The sequence below is a fragment of the Enterococcus sp. NBRC 3427 genome, assembly GCF_007996925.1.
GTDB classification, from domain to species: Bacteria; Bacillota; Bacilli; order Lactobacillales; family Enterococcaceae; genus Enterococcus_B; species Enterococcus_B lactis.
The window spans coordinates 1-4,080 of the sequence record NZ_BJLL01000100.1; the positions used below are offsets into that span (position 1 = coordinate 1).

Sequence of the window (4,080 nt, forward strand, 5' to 3'; positions counted from 1 at the left end):
CTGACTATTGGCCCACTCTCATTTTTGTTTAAAAATTAAAACTGCAATTTCTATCAATTTTGAGGAAGTGAAATTCTGGATATTTTTTTGCTACATAGAGATACTACAGATACTTTCACTATTTTTTAGTAGGCAGTTGCTTAAGCATTTCTGTAAGATATATTAAGAGTACGCTTTAAACAAAACTATATATTTATCTTTTTCAGAAGAGTTTGTGTGTAAAATGGTTAGTCTAGTTATAGAAATTTGTTCATAACGTAATGAATTCTCTAGAATATAGGTAATAAATTTTCTTTTATGTTTTGAATACAATAAGTGGGGGCAAAACTCTCATCAATTTATTTAATGGACTGCAATTATGCTCTCAAATTAACTTTTTATGATATAATTATCAAATTTTTCTGAAAATTATGTATAGTTGTTTCAGAAAGAGGAGGCATTAATTTATGAAAAGAAAATTATTTAGTTTAGCTCTTATCGGAATGTTTGGGTTAGTAGTGACAGGTTTTGGTACAAAAGTTGATGCAGCTACACGTTCATATGGTAATGGTGTTTATTGTAATGATGATAAATGCTGGGTGAACTGGAATGAAGCAAATCAACAAATCGCTGGAATTGTGATTAGTGGTTGGGCTTCTGGTTTGGCAGGTGCATAATTTTTTGTAGTTAGGAGTTATTATGTCTAAAAAAAGTGATGAAGTGAATACTATTCTTAAACTGACTGATTTGGCGTTGAATGATGCTGAGATTAGAAGTGATCAACAGCTAACTTATTTGTTGATTGAGATAAAAAAAGAAGCTTTAAAAGGCAAAGTTTTTTATGATTATAAGAGAGAATTATCGCGATATGTCAGTGGGTTTTCTAGAAGAAATCATTTTCGTGTTCCTGAAGTTCTGCTAAAATTAATGGCAATCATAAAAACGCCTAAGGCTTGGTCAGGACTTTGAGTTGTAAGAAGAGATATATTATTTTTATAATAGAGTGGGGCGACAGTCAGATTTTTTTCTGATTATTGTCCCACTCTCGTCTTTTCTTTAGTCAGCTGACAAAAATATTTGACTCTTATGATTTGGTGGCTTTTTCATTCGCTGAATCCATGCTATACTGATTCAGTTGTAGTAGTTAACAGAGGTTGTGAAAAAGCTGTCCTGTATCAAGTAATAAAAACAGCCAAGCAAAAACAGCTTCTCCTGTTTTTGGGTTGGTGGGGCTTGTGACCACAGATGCAAGCTTTTAAACACCGTGTATGAGAGGTTGTGGAATCAGCGCCTTGACCTGAGTATTAGCTTAACAAAACGGAAAAATAGCTTCTCATATTTTACCGATTGTTGCGCTACTACCGAGAGTCAGCTGATTGAACACCGTTTACTCGGAAAAAGGGACGGCGACACGGCTTTTGTCACAGTCCTATATGAAATTGTCTTTCCTTAAGAGAACGGACAATCTGTCTAGAAAAATATAAATAATTGAATGGAAGAAATGGAGTTAGGTTATGAATAATCCAGAATTAAAGCAGCAAGTGGACAATCGCAGAACGTTTGCGATCATTTCCCATCCGGATGCGGGGAAAACAACGATTACAGAACAATTACTATTGTTTGGTGGAGCTATCCGTCAAGCCGGAACTGTAAAAGGAAAGAAAACAGGTAATTTTGCCAAATCAGACTGGATGGAAATCGAGAAACAACGTGGAATATCTGTCACTAGTTCTGTTATGCAGTTTGATTACCAAGGAAAACGAGTAAATATCTTGGACACTCCAGGACATGAAGATTTTTCTGAAGATACTTACCGTACTTTGATGGCCGTGGATAGTGCGGTCATGGTAATCGACAGTGCCAAAGGGATCGAAGCACAGACAAAGAAATTGTTTCAAGTGGTTAAAAAACGTGGCATCCCGATTTTTACTTTTATCAACAAACTAGATCGTGATGGTCGCGAACCATTAGAACTGTTAGAAGAATTAGAAGAGTTATTAGATATCGAGTCTTATCCGATGAATTGGCCAATTGGTATGGGAAAAGGTTTAGAAGGTCTTTATGATATTTACCATAATCGTGTAGAGTTTTATCGTCCGGAAAATTATCAAGGAGAACGTTTAGTAGAATTGGATGAAGATGGTCTGCTTCCTGATAATCATCCTTTAACTGAAAATTCCTTGTATGAACAAGTCTTAGAAGAAGTAGAACTACTCAAAGAAGCTGGAGATGCATTTAATCAAGAAAAAATTGCTCGTGGCGATCAAACACCAGTATTTTTTGGTTCTGCATTAACTAATTTCGGTGTACAGACTTTTTTAGAAACTTTCGTTGAATTAGCACCAGCTCCTTATGGGCATAAAACACAAGATGATCAGACGGTAAGTCCTTATGAAGAAGAATTTTCAGGTTTCGTATTCAAGATACAAGCAAATATGAACCCAGCCCATCGTGACCGAATCGCTTTTGTCCGAATCTGTTCTGGAACATTCGAGCGAGGAATGGATGTCTGGTTAGAACGTACAAATAAAAAATTGAAATTAAGCAATGTTACGCAATTTATGGCAGATTCGAGAGAGAATGTCGAAAAGGCAGTAGCAGGTGATATTATCGGTGTATATGATACTGGTAATTATCAGATTGGGGATACGTTGTTCGAAGGTAAACTAAAAGTTGCTTATGAAGAACTTCCTTCATTTACTCCAGAGCTGTTCATGAAAGTGACTGCTAAAAATGTTATGAAACAAAAATCCTTCCATAAAGGAATCTATCAATTGGTTCAAGAAGGAGCAATTCAGCTTTATAAAACATATCTAACGGAAGAATATATCATTGGGGCTGTTGGTCAGCTGCAATTCGAAGTATTCCAATATCGTATGTTAAATGAGTACAATGCAGAAGTCATCATGTCTCCGATGGGGCACAAAATTGCTCGCTGGATTGATCCGGAAGATTTGGATGAGAAGATGAGTTCAAGCCGTAATATCTTAGCGCGTGATCGTTTTGATCAGCCGTTGTTCTTATTTGAAAACCAATTTGCAGAACGGTGGTTTGCGGATAAATATCCTAATGTAAAATTAAAAAGTTTGATGTAAAGAGGCTGTAAAAAATACGCTGTATCAAGTAATAAAAAAAGCCAAACAAAAACAGTTTCTCCTGTTTTTGATTTGGTTGAATACCGTTTACCAAGAAACCATAAGTCTGCCACTCAGTTTCAAGTGCAAATAAAAATTTTGAAAATACATTCTTATACTTTGTTGATAGCCGTGACGGATTTTCCGTTACGGTTCTTTTTATCATTTAAAACTATAAAAAATGTCTAATCTAAAAAAATATAAAAATTACTTTGCGTACATACTATTAAAGAGAGGAGGGTTTGTGAAATGGAAACAGAATGGCAAAGGCGTCAAAGAAAAAAACAGAAAAAAGCAGAAATGTTGCGATTATGTCGATTGTTGGATGTAAAAGACTGGGACAAAAACGAGCAGATCGCACAAGAAGTGAGATCAATCATCCAGAAAGAAGAAAAAGTAAAAAATAAAGATACGAGTAGATCAAAAAATGAAAAGAGAAAGACACAAAAGAAGCGTAAAAAAATAAAGAGCCAGAAAGCAAAAGAAGCAAATGAGGCGTGAATCGTCTCATTTGCTTCTTTAATTATGTTCAAAAGTTGATTACACGGCTAACGTCGCGCCTAATTCATGTTTTGGAATAGAGATTTCAACAAGCCCGGCCAATTCGATTACTTTGATTTCATCCTCGTGGTAAACAGCATCTTTGATTTTATCCAAGAAATAATTTTTAGCTTCTTCGATTTCTTTCGGCTGGATTTTACGTTTATCATTGATTAACAGAATTTCATTATGTTCAGGGGCTTCAGTGTAGACAATAGTGGTATTTCCGGCTGTGTAGACTTTGACCAGATGGGCATCAGTGTTTTCAAGCTGGTTCAATACAAGACGGGAATGGCTGTTTGTTACATTTACCAATTTCATGGCGCTCACCTCTTTTATGTATTTTTAATTGCTTGTTTCTCTTATTATAATTTCTTTTTTATAAAATGAACAGTATTTTGACTTTTCTGAAAAAAGAGAGCGTGGG

At 35.2% G+C, this 4,080-nt stretch carries 5 protein-coding genes; 4 read left to right on the forward strand and 1 reads right to left on the reverse strand.

Features of this window, described 5'->3' with window-relative positions:
* Positions 1-446 precede the first annotated feature (446 nt).
* The 4 genes from ESP02_RS12925 (at position 447) to ESP02_RS12940 (ending at position 3,614) form a co-directional block, all read left to right on the forward strand.
* Positions 447-656, forward strand: coding sequence for a class II bacteriocin (locus ESP02_RS12925; protein ID WP_010733426.1), 210 nt, complete (start codon positions 447-449; stop codon positions 654-656).
* 22 nt (positions 657-678) lie between these two features.
* Positions 679-948 (forward strand): bacteriocin immunity protein, encoded by a 270-nt coding sequence (locus tag ESP02_RS12930; protein ID WP_010733427.1) that lies wholly within the window; start codon positions 679-681, stop codon positions 946-948.
* Positions 949-1,493: 545 nt separating this feature from the next.
* On the forward strand, positions 1,494-3,074 hold the full coding sequence (locus tag ESP02_RS12935) for a peptide chain release factor 3 (protein ID WP_038398800.1): 1,581 nt from the start codon (positions 1,494-1,496) through the stop codon (positions 3,072-3,074).
* Positions 3,075-3,362: 288 nt separating this feature from the next.
* On the forward strand, positions 3,363-3,614 hold the full coding sequence (locus ESP02_RS12940; protein ID WP_038398803.1) for a hypothetical protein: 252 nt from the start codon (positions 3,363-3,365) through the stop codon (positions 3,612-3,614).
* A 39-nt stretch (positions 3,615-3,653) separates the two neighbouring features.
* On the opposite strand, the gene ESP02_RS12945 is transcribed toward ESP02_RS12940, so the two are convergent.
* Complete coding sequence (locus ESP02_RS12945; protein ID WP_002315292.1) at positions 3,654-3,974, reverse strand: DUF1827 family protein; 321 nt, start codon at positions 3,972-3,974, stop codon at positions 3,654-3,656.
* Positions 3,975-4,080 lie beyond the last annotated feature (106 nt).